Source organism: Gemmatimonadota bacterium (assembly GCA_022560615.1).
Lineage (GTDB): Bacteria > Gemmatimonadota > Gemmatimonadetes > Longimicrobiales > Gaopeijiaceae > UBA1138.
In genome coordinates, this window is sequence record JADFSR010000005.1 from 61,357 (window position 1) to 79,783 (window position 18,427).

The following is an 18,427-nucleotide window of genomic DNA, read 5'->3' on the forward strand; positions in this document are numbered from 1 at the left end:
TTGTGTTGCGGCAATTTTTCCAGGGCTCGTGTGTGGCGTCCTCAACTCCCATCCCCATCCGAGATCGGGCGGACGGCCTTGAGCACCTCGCGGGTGAGGTCCCATCGGTTGAAGCCCTGACGGCCGTAGTCCAGTCCACGACGCACGATCACCAGGTCGTGCGAGGGGACCACGATCACGTACTGACCTCGGTTCCCTGAGGTGGAGTAGGCGCTTTTCGGCACGTCGTTCCGATCGTCCGGCACGAGCCACCACTGTCCCCCGTAGTGGTTTCCCCGCTCCGCGGTCGCCGGAGCCGGCGTGCGCACGAAGTCGATCCATTCGTGGGAGAGCAGCCGCTCGCCGTCCCACACGCCGTCTTGCAGATAGAGCATCCCGAAGCGCGCGAGGTCACGCGCATTGGTGTAGACCTGGCTGCTCATGATGAAGTCGCCGAAACGGTCCACGCTCATCAGCGTGTTGCGCATGCCGATGCGGTCGAGCAGCGCCTTGCGCGGATACTCGAGGTAGGCCTGGTCGTCGCCGATCGCGCGCTTCATAGCGAGGACCCCGAGCAGCGTGTCGTAGTTCTCGTAGTCCCAGCTCGTGCCCGGCTCCCGTATCAGCGCCCGGCTCAGAGCCCCGCGCACGGAGCTCGCGCCCGCCCAGTATGCCAGGCCCGACCCGGTGGCGTATTCCAGGCCCCGACTGTCCACGGTGTTGAGCCCACTCGACATGTTGAGCACGTGTCGTAGCGTGATCGCGTGCCTGGGATCCGTCTCGGGCGAGGCCTGTCGCGGCAGCCACTCGAAGCCGAGGGACTCGTCGAGGCTGAGGCGCCCATCGTCGGCCATCATGCCCATGAGGGTCACCGCGAGGCTCTTGGCGGTCGACCATGTGCGCGTGCGGGTAGACATGTCGAAGCCGTCCGCGTACCGCTCATGAACGATGTCCCCACCCTGCACCACGATCAGACTGAGCGTGACCTGCTCCGGCGACTCGCGCTCGAACGCCCAATCGGAGGCAGCCTGCAATGCGACCGGGTCGAGGTTGGAGGGGAGCGTCTTGTCCGCCACCCAGTCGCCTTCCGGCCACGGGATCGTGGCAGCGTCTCCTGGAAGCGGAGGTGTGTCGATGATCGGTAGGTCGTCGATGTCCTCGAAGGTCTGATCCGGCGCGAGAATCACGCACCCGATGCCTTGCCGGAACGCCGCGCGCATGATCGGCGTGCCGCCCGATGCGCCGATCGCTACGGCCTTTCGGTCCCAGTCGACCTCGTAGTCACCGCCGCGGGGTGTGCCGACCGGCTGGCGGAGGTACTTGAGCTCCTTGTCGAAGACCTGCTCGAGCGTCCGATTCGACGTGAACAAGCCATTGCACATGAAGATCGCCTGTTGGCCGTGCTGGATCATGTCCCGTTGCGCGCGCCAGTAGTCGTACGACTCCTGCTGCTGGGCGTGGCTCGGCGCGGGAAGCAAGAGCGCGGCGGCGAAGAGGATCGTGGTCATGCGATTCATTCTGGACTCCCCGGGTTTCGCTGCGACCCCGTCGGCCCGAAAAGTTCCTCCGGGATCTTCTCCCCTGCCACGAACCGCCTCGGCTCGACCTCGGTGTAGGACATGAAGCCGTAGCCCATTTCGTCCGTTGTGGGCCGTCCCCAGCCCACAGCACGGTCCGGGTTCGGGTTGTGGGGGTTGCCGGCCGAGTTATCCCACCAGAGCGTGAGGTCGATCTTGGTTCCCGCCGGGGCGAGGACAGGCTCGTTCAAGATGTACGTGTGCTGCCAGTTGAAGTCGTAGCGCGGTACGTGCAACAGCGTCTCCTTCTCACCGCCCGGCAGTGTGATCTCGTACAGGGCGGCCTTGCCGCGCAGGTGCATGTGCGGGAGCATCCACAGGATATTCACGTCCTTCTCGAACGTGTGCTCACTACGGAAGGTGTAGTTGGGATCGTTCGCCGGGATCTCGAAGCGGAACATGCCCAGGGACTGGCTCTGGACTACGTGGTCGATGATCTCGCCCGGCGCGTAGAAGACGATCGCCGCAGACGTCTGGTCCCAGACCGCGGTGCCTTCGCCGGGCGTCTTGTGGTAGTGCATGCTGAACGTCACGGTCGTGCCTTTGCGCAACACCGTCCCGTACCCGTCGGGAAACACGCGCGGCGCATTGCCCGGCGCGATGCCGCCGATGGGGCTCGCTATGACGTGGTGGACCGCGGAGCTGCCGGCGCGGAACTCCACCGCCTTGACCCATCGATCTTCCGGAAGCATGTCCGCGGTGATCGGCACTTCGAAGTCGATGTACTGGTCCTCGATCGTATCGTGAACCAGGTACGGCTCCGGTAGCCGCACGATCAGGTCCGGTTCGCCGATCGACCAGCCGTTCGTCGCCATGTTGAACTCCGCCGCCGGCGGCGCGTCGGCCGGATCGCCGGCAAGGGTCCCGGACCGGGCCCAGGCCAGTAGTGTCGCGATCTCAGAGTCCTCGAGCACGCGCTCGTTCGAAAAATCTCCCTTGTGCTCACGGGCCGCATGCCACGGGGGCATCCTTCCGGTGCGGACCGCGCGCGCGATGCGGGGAGCCCATTCCTTGGTCGTCTCGTAGCTGGTGAAGGCCACGGGCGCGACCATGCCCCCGAGATTCTGTCCGCTCTCCATGTGACAGACCTGACAGTTCTCCTGGAGGATCGGCACGACGTCGGCGTAGAAGGTGGGGCTGGAGACCTCGGAGTCTGCGAAGGTTCCGGGAGCTGAAGTCGCGCAAGCGGCTACGAGAACGACCAGGACCAGCATCGAGACGAGGGGGAGAGCTTCACGGACGCGCATTCATGTATCCTCTTCTGGCGGGCCCGGGGAGGAGAGCCCGAGAGAACATAGTGCGGCGCGGGGAGGGGCTGCCAGTCTGATGGGGCTAGATTGTCATCCATGAAACCCGACGTCCGCCCGCCGGAACGACTCGACCCACGACTGATCGCTATCTATAAGGAGATGTCGCACGACGAGCGACTTGCGGCGGCCTTCGACGCGACACGGCTCGTGCGTTCCCGTCTGGAGGCCCACCTCGGTGCACGTGAGGGTTGGACGCCCGAGCAAGTGCGGTCCGAAATCGCCCGGAGGTTCCTCCGTGGGAGCGGATGAGCTCCTCCGCTATCTGGTCACAGCACTCGAGGAGGTCGGTGTTCCGTACGCGCTCGGAGGCTCCATCGCGAGCATCGCATACGGAGAGCCGAGAGCTACACTCGACATCGACGTCGTCGTGTCACTCGATTCCGAGAACTTAGTGGCCTTCTGTCGGCGCTTTCCGCCCGGGGAGTTCCATTTGGATGTCGACGCGGCGGATGTCGCGATGCGTGAAGGCGCTCAATTCAACATCATCCACCCCACGTCCGGCCTGAAGATCGACGTCTTCTCGGACAAGAAGGACGAGGTCGCCGGAGCCAGATCGAGCGCGGTCGTCGCCTCCCCGCTCTGCCGGGCCTGACGGCGGTCTTCTCCTCTGCCGAGGAGCTGATCGTGAAGAAGCTGCAGTATTACCGACTCGGTGGCTCCGACAAGCATCTGCGAGACGTTCGTGCGATGCTCGACATCTCCGGAACGGAAATCGACTTGGAGCGCATCGGGGAATGGGTCGACCGGCTCGATCTTTCCGAGGAATGGAGCTTGGTGTCGGATCCTGCCGTGTAGAATCACATCTCCATGACCGCCTCGACATCGGCGTCGAGCTCATCGGGCGCGCTGAGCAGCGAGATACTCAAGAACAGGGTCAGGGACACGACAAGCGAGACCGCGCCTACGTCGATGCCGTACGGCATCGACGTCCCGGTGATGCGCGCGCGGAAGGTTGATCGCGAGGCTGCTGGCGATCGCCGCGGTTGCCGCGGTGTGGCGTTGGACCAACCACCATATGCCCAACGCCAAGTGTGACAATACCGTACAAGCTTGTGAGTTGCGGTGGCACCGCAACGCGGCCCGCTGTACTTCTTCCAACAGCCTTCTAGCAACAGAGAGACGGAGCCCCGCGATGCCAACGGAACGCGACACCGCCTTCCAGATAGCCGCGTCGAACATCCGGTTCGGCCGCGGAGTCACTGGCGAGATCGGGATGGATCTCGTAGACCTGAAGGCCCGCCTGACGATGCTGGTCATCGATCCGGCACTGCGCGATCACCCGGTGGGCCACACCGTGCTCGAGTCGCTGAAGCAGAACGACATCGGCTTCGAGGTTTTCGACGCTGTCTCGATCGAGCCGACCGACGCCAGCTTCAAGGCTGCGGCAGACTTCGCGACGCACGGGGGGTTCGATTCCTTCGTAGCGGTGGGTGGCGGTAGCACGATCGACACGGCGAAAGCGGCGAACCTCTATTCCACCCACCCGTCCGACTTCTTCGACTACGTCAACGCCCCCATCGGCCGCGGACACCCCATCCCGGGGCCGCTCAAACCGCTGATCGCGGTCCCGACCACCGCGGGCACAGGAAGCGAGACGACGGGCGTGGCGATCTTCGACTACGTGGAGAAAAAGGCGAAGACGGGCATCGCGCACCGATACCTCAAGCCGACCTTGGGGATCGTCGACTCGGACAACACGCGCACGCTTCCACCCGCGGTGGCCGCGGCGACAGGACTGGACGTGCTCAGCCATGCGCTGGAGTCGTATACCGCGATGCCGTTCGACCAGCGCCCCAAACCGGCTAGGCCGCTGGAGCGCCCCGCCTACCAGGGCTCGAACCCGGTCAGCGACATCTGGGCGCTGCGCGCGCTCGAGCTGATGGCCGAGTTTCTCCCGCGCGCGTACGCCGATGCCAGTGACGAAGAGGCGCGGGCGCAGATGCTCCTGGCCGCGGCGATCGCCGGCATCGGCTTCGGAAACGCCGGAGTCCACCTACCGCACGGGATGTCCTACCCGGTCGCGGGCATGGTTCGTGGCCACCGGCCCGACGGGTACGTCGTCGACCACGCGCTGGTGCCCCACGGGATATCCGTGATCCTCAACACGCCCGCCGTCGTGCGCTTCACCGCCTCAGCGAATCCGGAGCGGCATTTGCGAGCCGCGTCGGCGCTGGGCGCGGACGTGTCGGACGCGACGCCGAGCGAGTCCGGTGAGGTCCTCGCCGAGCGCGTCATCCACTTCATGCGTGAGCTAGGCGTCCCGAACGGTCTCGCGGCCGTGGGCTATACCACGGATGACATCCCGGCACTGGTACAGGGGACGCTGCCTCAGCATCGGGTGACCAAGCTGTCGCCCAGACCGGCCGGAGCAGAGGAGCTGACCTCTCTGTTCGAAGAATCGATGACGATCTGGTAGCTCCCCGGGCTGTACAGGCCGAGCTGTTACAAAGCGTTGTACGTCGTGCGCCCGGGCTGTTACAAAGCCGCTGGGCACTCTTTTGGTCTTCTCCTACGTCGCGCGACGTATCCGGTGATCTGACGTGGGCTCCTAGCGTTCAGGCGTGAACCGTGGACTGCGGTTTTCTCGCCCTCTGAAGCAAGGACCGTCAGATGAACGAGCACCCTTCGAGCGACCATCGGGCCTCTATGCGATATGACGTCGTGATCGTCGGCAGCGGCATGGGCGGCTCCATGGCCGCCTACGCGCTGGTCGAAGCCGGGCTCAGCGTATTGATGATCGAACGCGGGCCGCCGGTTCTCCGCGGGCCCCAAAACTGGGCACCCGCGGCCTCGTTGGAGCTCAGCCCCTACTACACGATGGAGGGCCACTACGTCGTGCGCGGAGACGATCCTGGCCGCGAGGGCACGTTCCAATGCGTCGGCGGAGCGTCGGTCTTCTACGGCGGTGTCGCGTACCGTATGCGCGAGGCTGACTTCGGCGAATGCCCCGAGATCGCGGCCCAGGCAGACGCCCGGTGGCCCTACGGGTACGGAGCGATCGAGCCCTACTACGGTTGGGCAGAGCGAATCCTCGGCGTCGCAGGTCGACAGGGCCACGATCCGACAGAGCCATGGCGGAGTGAGGCATACCCTCGCCGGACGCCCGACGTACAAGGACCGGCCCGCTTGATCTGGAACACGGCGACCGAGCTGGGGCTCCGACCTTCCTATTTGCCCCTGGCGATCGACTTCGGTCAGAGTGGTGAGGAAGAGTCGGCGTGCAGACGCTGTGGCACATGCGACGGCTACGCCTGTGCGGTGAGTGCCAAGCGCGACCCTAGTACCGCCGTGCTTCCGTCCCTCGTGAGGCAAGGCCTCGCGCTCGTCTCGAACACGGTGGTCGTTCGCTTGTTGAGGCGAGGAGGCCTCATCGAGGGTGTCGTCGCTGTGGATCGCGCCACGGGACGCCGTCGGATCTTCCGCGGTGACCGATACGTCCTCGCGGCGGGCGCCCTGGGCTCCCCGCACCTGATCCTGAGCTCGGGGCTCGAGGCCTCCTCTCCGGCTCGGGACTGGGTCGGTCAATGCCTCATGCGGCACTGCAACAAGATCGTCTTCGGGCTCTTTCCCCATCGGCTCGAAGGTTCGAGAGCCTTTCACAAGCAGGTCGGAATCCTGGACTTCTACGGAGGAAACGAGGGCGAGCCGAAACTCGGGTGCATTCAGTCGATCCATCCGCCGCCCACGGGGCTGGTGCGAGAGATCGCACCGAGTTTCCTGGGCGGCGTGGCCGAGCCGCTCGCGGATCGGTGCACAGGACTATTGGTGATCGCCGAGGACGAGCCGCGGAGAGAAAACGGAGTCTCGTTAAGCCGCTCGAGCACCGACCGGTATGGGCTTCCAAGAGCGATCGTCACACATCGATACACGTGGCGAGACGTACACGCCCGGCGCTCGCTCGCGCAGGTAGCCACAGCGATCCTGAAGAACGCCGGGGCTCGTTTCACGCACGGCATCCGGCTCACCACGTTCTCGCATGCAGTGGGAACGCTGCGGATGGGGCCGGACCCGAGAACGTCCCCGCTGCATCCGACATCACGCTTCCGGGGCATCGACAACCTCTGGGTGACCGACGGCAGCTTCATGCCCCGCTCGGGAGGGGTGAATCCGAGCCTCACCATCGCGGCCGACGCGCTCAAGGCGGGACAACACATTGCCGAGAACGAGCGGCGCGGTACCCATCGCTCTCGTGCGCAGAGGCTCCGGACCCTCCCAGTGCTCATGGGAATCGACCGATGACGGCGCGGCCGCGCTCGGCGCCAGGAATCCTGTTCATCGGTTCGGGCTACGCCACCCGCCTCCACTCGAAAGTGCTCGCGAGGCGCTTCCCCGCCGTGCGCCTCGGCTACTTCAGCCGATCGGCGGGCGAGGCGGCGGAGTTGGCTCACACCTTCGGAGGGCGCGCCTTCGCGGGGAGTTGGGACGAAGCGCTCAGAGACGACGAGTTCGACACCGCCTTCGTGACGACGCCCCCGGACACCCACTGTCACCTGGCTTTGCAGGCCCTGGCGTTCGGCAAGCATGTCATCGTGGAAAAGCCCGCCTTCCTCACAGGTGGGGAGTTCGACGAAGTGGAGCGGGCAGCGTCCGAGGCATCCCGGATGGTATTGGTCGCCGAAAACTACTTCTACAAACCGCTGCGTCGCCGCCTCCGAGACGTCATCGAGTCGGGTGTACTAGGCCAGGTGCGGATCATCGAAATCAACGCGGTGAAGCGGCAGCCGGTCGAAGGATGGCGTGCCGATCCCGCACGCGCGGGGGGCGGGGCCCTCTTCGAGGGCGGCATCCACTGGGTGAGCCTGATGGCGAATCTCGGCCTAGAGATTCGAAAGACGTACGCTGCTACCTCCCCGACGCCCCCGCGGAGCACGAGCGCAGCGTGGTGCTCGTCGCTGAATACCGTCAGGGCGCTGTGGGCGTTCTCACCTATTCGTGGGAGATCCCGAGCACACTCCGGGGCCTCAGGCTCTCGCGGATCTGGGGGACGCGTGGCTCGATCCTCTTCGAGTCCAACGGCCTCTTCGTGCTACGCAGTGGGCCCCGGCCACGCCTCTGGGCTCCGGGTCTCACCGACATCGCCGGGTACCGCGCGATGCTCGGAGACTTCATCCGGGCCCTCACGACGAACACACCACCAGAGTTCACGCTCGCAGACGCCCGACGTGACGTGGAGCTCGTCCGGTCGGCGTATGCCGGCTCCACCTGAAATCATCTTCGCATGGGAGGACCGCTTGAACCTGATCACCGAAATTCTCGTGGGCCTGGCCGTCGGCGGGCACATAGCCACCTGGGGCATGTTCAAGGACTCGATCCACGAGGGCTTCACGGTCGCCAAATACCTACGGAGCATCCTAGTAGGAGTGATGCTCGCGCCGCTCGCGGCGGCGGTCACCGGCATCGACTCAACCACCGCCTCCGGGATCGTGCTCCTCTTCGGTCTCACCTACGCGCTAGAGCGGGCAGTGACGAAGTTCTGGAAGACGTTCGTCCGCGACGAAGACCAATCGAAGTACTTCATCCCGATGCAGCTCCACGTGATGGGTCTAGTCGTCCAAAATCGAGGCACACGTCTCGCGGTGGGGCTCGGGCTCGTCACGGGGCTGGGCTCGCGCTGCTCACGGGCACCATGGCGCTTCAGCCGGAGCCAGGTGTCGCCGCGCCGCTCTGGAGCCTGATCCTCGTTTCAAGCGCGGGTGGCTGGTACTCGGCGTTCGGTGGCGCATTCAAGGACGCCCCGATCGAGGGCTTTGAATCGCTCAACTTCTTCCGGAGCCCCGTGGTCGCGACGATCTACGGGCTGCTGGTCTCGAACTTCACCGAAAGCTACCCGCTCATCGCGCTGTGCGCGATCGGATTCACCGTCGCGACGCTCGATACGTACAAGACTTTCTTCTTCCCGTCGACGCCGAGGGGAAAGTTCGCGCGTAAGCCGATCCTCTTTCCGGCGATGCTCGAGCGACGGCGATACTTCGTCCCGTTGTACGTACTCATCTGGGTCAGCGTGCTCGCGTCCTTCGGTCTGGCGTTCGTATCACTCCGGGCGATGTAGCATGCCGAGCGCCTCCTTCCTCCAGCGAACCGCCAGTCCTAGCTTCTCGACCCACCGCGAAAGTGCGCGACCGCGGCTTCGACTGCGGTACTCATCCCCGCACCAGAGGCTCCATGTCAGCTGCCCGACGACGGCGTTCCGCGAAAGCTCGGGCTACGCCAACGCCGACCTCGCGGCGGGTGCTCTATCTGCCGCTGGCGCTGACGCTCGGCCTGCTGGTGCTGTCGCTCCTGCCACGCGTGCAGGGCAACCTTCGTCTCGCGTGGTCGTTCTGGGGTACGGCCGGAGCGCTTCTGATATGGCAGACCGCGCTCTTCCTGCGACTCCGGAGTACTTCCGCCGGCCGGTCGCTCCAGAGCGTACTCCGCCCACAGCACTATGTGCAGGCGCTGGTCCAGGTCGCGGTATTCGCCTACTGGGGATGGTACTGGCGACCCGTCTACGACTTCGCCTTGCTGCTGGCCGCGCAGCTCGTGTTCGCCTACGTCTTCGACATGCTGCTCGCGTGGTCCCGGCGCGAGACGTACGTGCTGGGCTTCGGTCCGTTCCCGATCATCTTCAGCATCAACCTCTTCCTCTGGTTCAGGGACGACTGGTTTTACCTGCAGTTCCTGATGATCGGGGTCGGCTTCCTCGGGAAAGAGCTCGTGCGCTGGCACCGCGGAGGCCGGAAGGTGCACATCTTCAACCCGTCCGCCTTCGCGCTCGGACTCTTCTCGCTCGTGCTGATCACTACGGGCGCGACCGACCTCACCTGGGGACAGGAGATCGCCTCGACGTTGACGCTCGCGCCGCTGATTTACCTGTACTTGTTCCTGCTGGGCCTGATCGTGATGTACTTCTTCTCGATCACGCTCGTCGCAGGTTCCGCCGCGGCCGTGCTGTTCGGACTGAGCGCACTGTACGCGTCTCTGACGGGGGTCCCCTACTTCCTCGACTCCGACATCCCCGCCGCGGTCTTCCTCGGCCTCCATCTCCTGATAACCGACCCGTCCACGTCGCCGCGGACATCACCCGGGAAGCTCCTCTTCGGAGGCTTGTACGGAGCGGGTGTGTTCGGCCTCTACATGGTCCTGGGGGCCGCCGGGGCGCCGACGTTCTACGACAAGCTCCTGGCCGTGCCGCTTCTGAACTTGAGCGTTCGTGGGATCGACAGCTTGGTTCACGTCGCGCGGGAAAGCCCTGTGCTCGCACGATGGCGGCTGAAATGGGCTCCCCTGCGCGCCAACCTGGCGCACATGGCCGCCTGGATCGTGTTCTTCGGAGCGATGACCGCGATGGGAAGGACCGACGGAAAGCACACGGGTGACAGCCTGCCGTTCTGGGAGCAGGCGTGCGCGGAAGGCCGCTCCAACGCTTGCACCCGGTTGATCCAGCTGGAGACCACGTATTGCGGCGACAACTCGGCATGGGCGTGCAACGAGCTCGGCATACACTTCGCGCAGGGGGAAATCGTGGCCTCCGATTCCGAGCTGGCGCGCGGCTACCTCGCGCGAGCCTGCGAACTCCGGTTCCAGGCCGCGTGCGTCAACCTGTTGGACCCGGGTGGCTTCAACCGCACCGACCCCCGGCTCCTCGATCTCAGACTGCTGCTGCGAGAGGCGGGCCAGAACCTGATGGAGATGTCTGAGCAGGAGTTGTACGCCCGCGCGTGTGATCACGACTGGGCCTTCGCGTGCAGTCGATGAAAGGCGCGGTTCCGCTCGCCTTCTTGGTGATCGTCGCCTCCGTGTGGATCGCTCTACGACTCTCGCAGGGCCCGCCTGCGCAGGCCGCGAGCACCCCACCGCCCCGTGCCGCTCTCGGCGAGGTCGCCGGTTTTCGAGCGGACGCCTGGTTTCTCCCCGACGAGGAGCTGCTCGGCTTCGTGGAGATTCCGGCCGGCGTGTTCCTGATGGGTAGTGACCCGAGCGTCGATGTGCGCGCCTTCGACATCGAGCGGTGGTCCAGCTCGAGCGCGCAGGGAACGGTGGAGCTGCCGGTCTTCTACATGGGGCGGTACGAGGTCACGGTCGCTCAGCTCAGTGCGTTCGTCGAGGCCACAGCGTACACGATAGATGCGCAGGCGCTTCAGGCGCCTCCCGATCATCCTGCGAGGTCCGTCTCCTGGCCCGATGCGCTCGCCTACGCTCGCTGGCTCGACGCGACGCTGGGGGAGTCGTCAGCGACACCGCCACGGCTTGCCGCGCTGCTCCGCGACGGGTGGCGCATCTCCTTGCCGACGGAGGCCGAGTGGGAGAAGGCCGCGCGGGGTACCGACGGCCGAGTGTATCCGTGGGGGGACGAGCCCAGGCGGGACCGCGCCAACTACGGCGGAAGAAGCACGACACCGGTGGGCAGCTACGAATGCCCGGAGTGCGCCTTCGGTCTCTCCGACATGGCCGGCAACGTCTGGGAGTGGACCCGGAGCCCCTATCAGCCCTACCCCTACGACGCGACGGACGACGGCGTCGGCCTCGAGGCGGAGGCGCTGTGGGTGATGCGTGGCGGCTCGTTCGGGGATCCCGAGAGCTTCGTCCGCACTGCCAACCGCGGGCGTGCCGACCCAGGCGCTCGACGGCCGTTCATCGGGTTCCGCGTATCGATTTCACGGTAGGGCTAGGGTTAGGAACGCCGTCGCGACGGCGAGCCCGAGGCAACAGAGTCGAGGACGCGTCCAGGCGGAGTTGATTCTAGCGCCTGACGGATCTGAGGAGCGCGCCACCACCCGACACGACTGCACCGTACACGTTACCCGCTGCATCGACGGCCACTCCTTCCGGGTTCGAGCCATCGGGATAGGCGGCGACCGTTCCGTCGATCAAGAACCTGGCGATGCCGTCCCTGAGGCTCCCCACCCTGATGGCAGGCTTCCAGCCAGGGTTGCGCACTTCGTCGAATTCCGACTCTGAATCAGCGACGTAGATCGTGTCGTCGTCCGTGATATAGATGCCACTCGGTCTGCTGAACTGTTTCAGCTCTTCGATGTAGGTGCCGTCCCGCTCGAAGATCTGCAGGCGGTTGTTTCCGCGATCTCCGACGACCAACCGGCCTCGGGAATCGATGTCCAAAGCGTGAGGAGTGCGAAACTCACCAGGTCCTGATCCCAAGCCTCCCCACGAAGTGATGAACCTTCCGTTCCGGTCGAACTTGACGATGCGTGCGACCGTGCCCGGAGGCGCATCCGGACTTTGGCCTCCATGGCCATCGCCGACGTATATGTTTCCGTCGTCGTCCGTTACCACGTCGCAGGGCGTATTGAGCAGCTCGTCCGTGCCGTCGCCCGCGACCCCCGGCCGACCGAGCGTCAGCAGAACTTCACCCTCGGGACTGAGCTTGAGGACCACATGGCCTTTGCCGTCCCTGTTCGCGTCGGTGCCGTTGGGTCCTTGAGCGTCGGTCACCCACACGTTGCCATCCCGGTCTACGTGGAGGCCGTGAGGGAAGATGAGCAGCCCGCCGCCGATGCTGGCCACGACGTTGCCCTGCGGATCGAACTTGAGAATCGGATCGAGGTCCGACGACGCGCAGTTGTTTCCTCCACATCGATCGATCGCCCACACGTGTACGCCGTCGGGATCGATATCGACCCCCGCCGTGGATCCCCACGTCCTGCCGTCGGGAAGCTTCCCCCACCCGTCCTCCGTATCATAGGGATTGGGCAGGTCGTTGATCGGTTCTTGGACCAGAGCGACCGCATCCCCTATAGGCTCTGACTGCGGCTCTGATTCCCTCTCAACGGACTCAGCGCATGCGAGAGCGGCCAGAACGCACCCCACCGCAAGGGTCGACCCCACTGGTTTCACGACCGTCATGACGCCCCTCACCTGTTACAGGCCTCCTCTGCCCCTGACCCGGATGGGGCAGACTAGATGGCGTGGGGAGGCGGGGCAAGGAAGCAAGGGTAACAAAGCAGGGTGACGAGTATCACGTCTCAGGAGTCTCCGCGGCCGGTGAGCTGTGCGACAACCTCCTCGATCACGGCGTCCGCCCGGGCCTCGATCTCGGCCCGAGTCTGATCCTGGATGGGATGCGGAACGAACACGGCGTCCAGGTCGGGCCGGCCGAGGCGGCTCGCCTGCACCCTCGCGGCAGTGCGGAACTCGTCCGTGACCAAGGGCACGGAGGGGATTCCTTTCTCTTCGAGTCGAACGCTGTCGTGCAAACTGCACGTTGTGCAGGAGCCTCAGTCGGCCAGCGCTTCGATCACTCCGTCTACGAAAGCGAGCCTCTCGAGCAGCGCCCCAGAAGCGGGCTTGGTATAGGTCGGCTTGATCTCGCGAACGATCTTCGCAACGCCGTACCGTTCCTTGAGGAGCTGCTCCAGCCGGTCCAGGAATTCCTTCCCTTTGGGCTTGCTGATGTCGAGCAGGGCGAGGGTCTTGCCCTCGAGGGTGTCGAGCCTGAGCGCCGGTGGCTTCACTCCTTGAGAGCGCTCATCGAGAGGGTTCACCAATGTAGGCATCGGACCTCCTAACTTGTACTTGTACGTTCTGCGTCCCTACCACTTGAGCGGGTAGGTAACGCTCTGAGAGCCCTCCGGTCCCGCCAACCAACCCGCCAGAACCCCGGAGAATTTTCCGGCCGTGCCACCCGCCACGATGATGCGAATCTGCGAGGGGTCCTGGAATTTCCGATAGTGGGGCTCACCGTCGATCAGGACCTCTTCGTAGAGACCACGAGCCTGACTACCCTCCGTGCCCTCATGCTCGAACGCCCGCAGGGGAACACCGGTGTGCTCGAAGAGGAAGTCGCGCACGTCGCTCTTCGAGAATCCGTCGGAGCTCAAGGTCGCCGCATGCTCCGGGCACAATACGAGCACCGCCTCGACGCGCCCGCACGTCCTCCAGCTCCAGACCATGGAGAGCGTGGCGGCGATCGTGCGCAGCACTCCAGCGCCGGTTCGCGCCGTGTGCTCACTCACCTCCATGAGCCCCCCCGCGGCGAAAAGTGTGACCGTGCTCTCGTCCCGGCCAAAACCGAGCTCTTCGTGCAGAGGCTGCCACGGGCTGTGCTCGTGATTCTCGGCCACGCAGTACGAGAAGCGTCCGGGGTTCCCCAGCGCCGCCATGTCGATCTCACCGGGGAGCGCGCCTCCCAGGTTCGCCATCATGAGCTGGAGCGCCCGGCCCACGGAGCTGTTGGCCCGAGCCACGTTTCCGAATACGCCCGCCCCGCTCGCGAAGCCCAGGCGTTTGGCGGCCGGTCCGCTCAAGATGATCAACGGAGTAGCGGAATTCGTCGTGGCCTGCACGCCATGCAGGTTGAAGCGTTCGTCGCAAGCGGCCCTGACCACGGGGAGCAGAACCTCCATGTACTCGGGCTTGCAGCCCGCCATCACCGCGTTGGCGGCGATCTTCTCGATCGTGGCAGCTCCGTAGCAGGGCGGGACCAGCGCTACGACACGATCCGGCGGGTGTGGGACCGCTGCGAGGAAGGCATCGACCCGTTCCACGGTAGGTGGCACCACGGGAAGGAAGGGCGAAAAACCGGCGCTCATGCAGTATTCGTACGGGTCCTCGTCCACGGCCAACGTGAGGCGCGTGGCCCGCGGTGCCCGCTCCGGTAGCAGATCGATCGGCTCGGGTGACGACTCTATAGGCGCGGCGACGTCCAGCCCGGCGGGTCCGCCGATAACCGCGGACTCGAGGTGGCGGGACGAGCACCCAGGCTTCATCAGCGGAGCGCCATCGTCGAGCTCCGCCACCGTGCGAAGGGGAAGTCCCAGGCTCGAGAGCATTCGTGCGGCCACCGAGTTGAGGCCCTCTTTGTGGAAGCCCACCTCGGAGAGCTCGATCCGGCCCCCGTCGCTCATGAGGAACAGCGCCGGGACGGCGGGGGGATCGTAGCTGCGGCTCACATCTAGATCGGCGTCCAGGAGCACCGGGAAGGTCACGCCATAATTCTCCACCAGCTCGCGCGTCTCCTCGGCGCCGTCCTGCGAGACCAGCACGACCCGATGGCTGTCAGCGCCGAGCGCCTCGGCCAGGCGCTTCAGGTACGGGAGCGTGAGCCGGCAGGTGGGGCAGTCGGTCTCGATGAACGTGAGCAGAAGTGGACCCTCTGCCGCCGCCTCCGCGAGTCGCCAATCGGTCCCGTCCAGCCAGCGGAGCGTGAAGTCCGGCGCGGAGTCTCCCGGAGCGAGCAAAGAGTCAGGCTCCCGAAGTCAGTACCGAAGCAGGTACTGGAGCTTGACGAAGATCGCGCGGCTGGTGCGGCGCAGTCCCTCCGTGAAGAAGAGCTGTTCCTGTAGGCCGTCCCCGTCGCTGTCGCCCTCGATCAGATCGGCCTGCTGGTAGTGGTCGTCGTAGCCCAGAAAGAACACGGTTCCGGCGTTGATTCTGTAGTTGAACAGCACGTTGAAGTCGAACGTCTCGTCCTGCGTGTTCCACTCCGTGATGTTGCGCATGCCCAGACGCTCGGTGAACTGGACGTTCGTCGTGCCCCGGATGATCGTCACGTCGAACAGCTCAGCGCCGCCGTTGGACGGATCGGTGAGACGCCGGGAGTTCAAGCTCAACCGGGTTTGCAGGCGGTCGAGCGGGCGCAGCGTGCTGTTCACGCTCCAGTTGACCTGGTGGCCGATGGAGGGCCCGAGGTAGTAGATCTGATCGCCGATGGAGAAGTTGCCCCCGAACGAGTAGCTGCGGCTCGTATTGACGTTCCCTCCAACTGAAAAGCGCGTCTTGTCGAAGTCGATCCCCCCAAAGCGCTCCATGTTGCGGCTGACGCTCCCGTTCAGGCTGACGCTGCGCGCGAAGGAGAAGTTGATCCGCCCCGAGAGATTCTCGTCCTGGAGGATGTCGTCGTAGTCGTAGTTCCGCGTGTAGGTGATCTGCGGTCCCCAGTTGATGATCCAGCTCTCCGGCCAGAAGCGGTATTCGAGGCTGTTCGTGATGTTGCGAACGTCCCGTCGGCGGACGAAGCCAACTTTGGTGTCGAAATCGGGCGATGTCTGGTACGCGAAGATCGACCAGCGCACGTTCCGACCGGTCTGACCGATCCGGGTCGCCAGCATGTGGCCTTCCACTTCGGCGCCCCCGCCGATGTCCTTGTAGCGCGAGCCCACCGCAACGAAAACGGCGGTGATTGTCGGAGTCAGGCGGAAGTTCCCGTCCAGGCCGATCAGGCGGCTGTAGCCGTCCAGGAACTCTCGGTCCGTGACGATGGTCCCGATGTTGGATTCCGTGTACAGGTCGTAGCGCGCCCGCGCGATGAACGTCTGGGCCGTCTGGTCGAAGGCGGCGTCCGCCGGGTCATCGACCTTCCCGGGCGCTCGGTCATTCGCGGTCAGCACGCCGATCGAGAACCGCCCCACCTGCCCGGAGAGCTTCGCGCCGTAGTCCGGGTCGACGATGGTGCGCGTGTGCACGAAGGTCACGGGGCCCCGCATGTCGAAGATCTCCGCGCCTTCCACGAAGAACGGTCGCAGCTCCGAGAAGAAGAGCGGGAAGCGCTGGTTGACCTCGATCTGCGGCCGATCAGACTCGATCTGTGAGAAGTCGGGGTTGACCGCGAAATCGGCGGTGAGGTTGGTAGTGATCCCGTACTTGACGTTCACACCCGCATCGGGATCGGTGTCCTGATTGACGAACGCTGGTCGGGTCGGGTCGATGTCACCGTACTGGATCGCGGTGAAGGTCGGGAGGATCTCGAGGTTCCTGCTGGTGGAGAGGCCGGTCATCCCTTCGAGCAGCCCCATCTGGGCGAAGAAGCTCGTCTCGTCTCGAGACATCGGCGCCCAGACCTGATTCTCCTGGTCCTTGCCCTTCACTTCCCGCACGATCTGGAATCCCCACCGGTGCGGCTCGCCCTCGGCGGGGGTCGGGTAGCGAAGGCTCTTGAAAGGAATCGCCATTTCGGCAGTGTATCCGTCCTCCACGATCTGGCCGCCGGTCTCGAACAATACGTTCCAGGATCGATCCGCCGGAGGAATCGCCATCGCGGCGGCGCCACGGCCGCGACCAGTACGACGAGCGGCCGACATGATTCCGTCTCCTTGCACGCCGTACCCGTTGACGTCGAAGTCGTAGCCCCGCTGCTGGTCCAGAAACGTGTCGAAATAGACCGTCATGAGGTCGTCCGAGAACGCCCGGTCGCGCTCGCCGAGATTCGCCCTCATGATCGAGGGGTCTTCGTAGTGAGCGTGGAAACCGAAGTAGATGTACTCTGCGTCGTAGGCGATGTAGACGTCGGTCTCTTCTGTAGCGGGGGCGCCATCCAACGGTGATTGCTGGGTGAATTCAGTGATGTGGGCGGCGGTGCGCCACACCTCGTCGTCCAGGAATCCGTCGATCTTGGGGGGGGTGTCCGTCCTGGTCGGGGTGATTCGCGGTCGCCCCGGCAGAAGACCCAACTCCGCCAGGCTCGGACTCGCTACGCTAGGGGTCGGTTCGAGCCGCTCGCTTTCCGCCTGACCGGATAGCTGCATGGGTGCAACGACCAGTAGCAGCCCGAGCGGTAGAAGGGGGCCGACACGGAGTCGGGGCGTGGAGCGTGCTACCACCTTCCCGTCACGGCCACTGGGTCTGACGCCAGGAAGCGGATCAACTCTCGGTTGAGGATGTCCGGTACCTCGAGGTGCGGGTTGTGCCCCACGTTCGGGATGAGGACCAGCTCGGCATTCTGGAGTGACTCCGCGGCGTTTCGAGCGATTGCCGGGAAATTAGGCCCATCCTCCGCGCCTCCGATGATCATCGCCTTGGTCGCCATTTGAGGCCAGTCGTTCACCACTGTATCGATCGAACGGGCGTTGTTGGCCATGGACCGAACCAAGGACAGGCGGGGCCACTCACCGCTCAGGACCATGCCGTAGCGGATGCGCACGTGCTCCAGGAACTCGGGCTTCCACTCCACGACCCGGCGTACTTCGGTAGCCAGGTTGCGCTCATACACCTGTTGGAGATCAGGCGTCGAGCTCCCGCCGGAAGGCTCCCTCCAGCCACGCCCCAGCCGCGAATCAGTCATCCCGATCGCATTCACCATTACGAGATGAGTCGTCGTCTCGGGATACAGAAAGGCGAAGCGGCTCGCCATCTGCCCACCCATGGAGTGGCCGACCACCGCCGCTTTGGAGATACCCAGATGTTCCAGAATCGCGTGCGTGTTCGACGCGTGGAGGTTCATGCTGTACGGCAGGATCGGCTTCGACGAGCGGCCCCATCCGAGGCGGTCCTTCACGACCACCCGGTACCCCTCGTTGCGAAGCGCCTCGATGGTGGCTTCCCAGTACCACCCGTAATAGCTCCCGCCGTGCAACAGGACGACGGTCCGGCCGTTGGGCTCGCCGACGGGCGCCACGTCCATGTATGCGATCCGCACATCTTGGCCGTACAGGTTCCGATCGAGGAATCTCACGGGATGCGGGTAGGGCACGTCTTCCATGTTGATGGAGACGGGGCCCCAGTCCGCAGGAGGTTCGGACGGCGGCGAAGCCGACTGAGCCTGCAGCCGGCCGCCGTACGACAGCATGACCAGAGCCAATAGGTACCGCCCCAATCGATACGGCCGAAGCGTGTTTCGCATGATCATTC

The 18,427-nt window shown here is 64.9% G+C and carries 17 protein-coding genes; 9 read left to right on the plus strand and 8 right to left on the minus strand.

Features of this window, described 5'->3' with window-relative positions:
• Positions 1 to 41: 41 nt before the first annotated feature.
• Together IIB36_04760 and IIB36_04765 are read right to left on the minus strand one after the other, a co-directional pair.
• Positions 42 to 1,487, minus strand: a complete 1,446-nt coding sequence (locus tag IIB36_04760; GenBank protein MCH7531060.1) for a serine hydrolase — start codon at positions 1,485 to 1,487, stop codon at positions 42 to 44.
• Between the two features lie 5 nt (positions 1,488 to 1,492).
• The gene (locus IIB36_04765) at positions 1,493 to 2,803 is read right to left on the minus strand and encodes a cytochrome c (protein MCH7531061.1); all 1,311 of its coding nucleotides are present in this window, start codon (positions 2,801 to 2,803) and stop codon (positions 1,493 to 1,495) included.
• 99 nt (positions 2,804 to 2,902) lie between these two features.
• On the opposite strand from IIB36_04765, the gene IIB36_04770 reads away from it, so the two are divergent.
• The 9 genes from IIB36_04770 (at position 2,903) to IIB36_04810 (ending at position 11,511) form a co-directional block, all read left to right on the plus strand.
• A complete protein-coding gene (locus tag IIB36_04770; GenBank protein ID MCH7531062.1) occupies positions 2,903 to 3,115 on the plus strand; it encodes a hypothetical protein in 213 nt (70 codons plus the stop codon).
• A complete protein-coding gene (locus IIB36_04775) occupies positions 3,102 to 3,458 on the plus strand; it encodes a hypothetical protein (GenBank protein ID MCH7531063.1) in 357 nt (118 codons plus the stop codon). The genes IIB36_04770 and IIB36_04775 overlap by 14 nt, the downstream gene beginning before the upstream one ends.
• A gap of 32 nt (positions 3,459 to 3,490) precedes the next feature.
• Positions 3,491 to 3,661: a hypothetical protein gene (locus IIB36_04780; GenBank protein ID MCH7531064.1), complete on the plus strand. Its 171-nt coding sequence runs from the start codon at positions 3,491 to 3,493 to the stop codon at positions 3,659 to 3,661.
• A 337-nt stretch (positions 3,662 to 3,998) separates the two neighbouring features.
• Positions 3,999 to 5,282 (plus strand): iron-containing alcohol dehydrogenase, encoded by a 1,284-nt coding sequence (locus IIB36_04785; GenBank protein ID MCH7531065.1) that lies wholly within the window; start codon positions 3,999 to 4,001, stop codon positions 5,280 to 5,282.
• A 194-nt stretch (positions 5,283 to 5,476) separates the two neighbouring features.
• Positions 5,477 to 7,105, plus strand: coding sequence for a GMC family oxidoreductase (locus IIB36_04790; protein MCH7531066.1), 1,629 nt, complete (start codon positions 5,477 to 5,479; stop codon positions 7,103 to 7,105).
• Positions 7,102 to 8,541 carry a Gfo/Idh/MocA family oxidoreductase gene (locus IIB36_04795; protein MCH7531067.1) on the plus strand — a complete coding sequence of 480 codons (1,440 nt, stop codon included), beginning with the start codon at positions 7,102 to 7,104 and terminating at the stop codon, positions 8,539 to 8,541. The genes IIB36_04790 and IIB36_04795 overlap by 4 nt, the downstream gene beginning before the upstream one ends.
• A complete protein-coding gene (locus IIB36_04800; GenBank protein MCH7531068.1) occupies positions 8,493 to 8,915 on the plus strand; it encodes a hypothetical protein in 423 nt (140 codons plus the stop codon). The genes IIB36_04795 and IIB36_04800 overlap by 49 nt, the downstream gene beginning before the upstream one ends.
• Positions 8,916 to 9,028: 113 nt before the next feature.
• Positions 9,029 to 10,603, plus strand: a complete 1,575-nt coding sequence (locus IIB36_04805; protein MCH7531069.1) for a hypothetical protein — start codon at positions 9,029 to 9,031, stop codon at positions 10,601 to 10,603.
• The gene (locus tag IIB36_04810; GenBank protein MCH7531070.1) at positions 10,591 to 11,511 is read left to right on the plus strand and encodes an SUMF1/EgtB/PvdO family nonheme iron enzyme; all 921 of its coding nucleotides are present in this window, start codon (positions 10,591 to 10,593) and stop codon (positions 11,509 to 11,511) included. Before IIB36_04805 ends, IIB36_04810 begins: the two co-directional genes overlap by 13 nt.
• A gap of 76 nt (positions 11,512 to 11,587) precedes the next feature.
• Here the strand turns inward: IIB36_04810 and IIB36_04815 are convergent, their stop codons facing one another.
• The 6 genes from IIB36_04815 to IIB36_04840 all read right to left on the minus strand — a co-directional run bounded on the left by IIB36_04815 (position 11,588) and on the right by IIB36_04840 (position 18,425).
• Positions 11,588 to 12,709 carry a hypothetical protein gene (locus tag IIB36_04815; GenBank protein MCH7531071.1) on the minus strand — a complete coding sequence of 374 codons (1,122 nt, stop codon included), beginning with the start codon at positions 12,707 to 12,709 and terminating at the stop codon, positions 11,588 to 11,590.
• Between the two features lie 119 nt (positions 12,710 to 12,828).
• Entirely contained in the window at positions 12,829 to 13,017 is a 189-nt protein-coding gene (locus IIB36_04820) for a hypothetical protein (GenBank protein MCH7531072.1), read from the minus strand.
• Positions 13,018 to 13,080: 63 nt separating this feature from the next.
• Positions 13,081 to 13,359, minus strand: coding sequence for a hypothetical protein (locus IIB36_04825; protein ID MCH7531073.1), 279 nt, complete (start codon positions 13,357 to 13,359; stop codon positions 13,081 to 13,083).
• 36 nt (positions 13,360 to 13,395) lie between these two features.
• Complete coding sequence (locus IIB36_04830; protein ID MCH7531074.1) at positions 13,396 to 15,042, minus strand: TlpA family protein disulfide reductase; 1,647 nt, start codon at positions 15,040 to 15,042, stop codon at positions 13,396 to 13,398.
• Between the two features lie 18 nt (positions 15,043 to 15,060).
• Positions 15,061 to 17,400, minus strand: coding sequence for a carbohydrate binding family 9 domain-containing protein (locus IIB36_04835; protein MCH7531075.1), 2,340 nt, complete (start codon positions 17,398 to 17,400; stop codon positions 15,061 to 15,063).
• Positions 17,394 to 18,425, minus strand: coding sequence for an alpha/beta hydrolase (locus tag IIB36_04840; GenBank protein MCH7531076.1), 1,032 nt, complete (start codon positions 18,423 to 18,425; stop codon positions 17,394 to 17,396). Before IIB36_04840 ends, IIB36_04835 begins: the two co-directional genes overlap by 7 nt.
• Positions 18,426 to 18,427 lie beyond the last annotated feature (2 nt).